The organism is Saccharothrix sp. NRRL B-16348 (assembly GCF_001280085.1).
GTDB lineage: Bacteria > Actinomycetota > Actinomycetes > Mycobacteriales > Pseudonocardiaceae > Actinosynnema.
This window is the reverse complement of record NZ_LGED01000165.1, coordinates 1-242: the sequence shown is the minus strand read 5'-3', so window position 1 is coordinate 242 and position 242 is coordinate 1. Positions and strand designations below refer to the sequence as shown.

Sequence of the window (242 nt, the reverse complement as noted above, 5' to 3'; positions counted from 1 at the left end):
AGTGCAGTACCATCGGCGCTGGAAGGCTTAACTACCGGGTTCGGAATGGGACCGGGTGTTCCCCAACCGCTATGACCACCGAAACACTATGAAATTACCGAGACTTCAGGACCTCTCTCGACCGCCCTATTCGGGCGCTCGAGGGTCCGGTTCGGTTCTTTCAGAACCGCACAGTGGATGCGTAGCGTCTTCGTAGCAAGTCCTCGGCCTATTAGTACCGGTCAACTCCAGCCGTTACCGAC

At 57.0% G+C, this 242-nt stretch carries 1 rRNA gene; it reads right to left on the bottom strand.

Annotated elements, in window-relative coordinates:
• Positions 1-83: ribosomal RNA gene (gene rrf / locus ADK67_RS16125) — 5S ribosomal RNA — on the bottom strand; the annotation flags it as partial.
• Between the last annotated feature and the right edge of the window lie 159 nt (positions 84-242).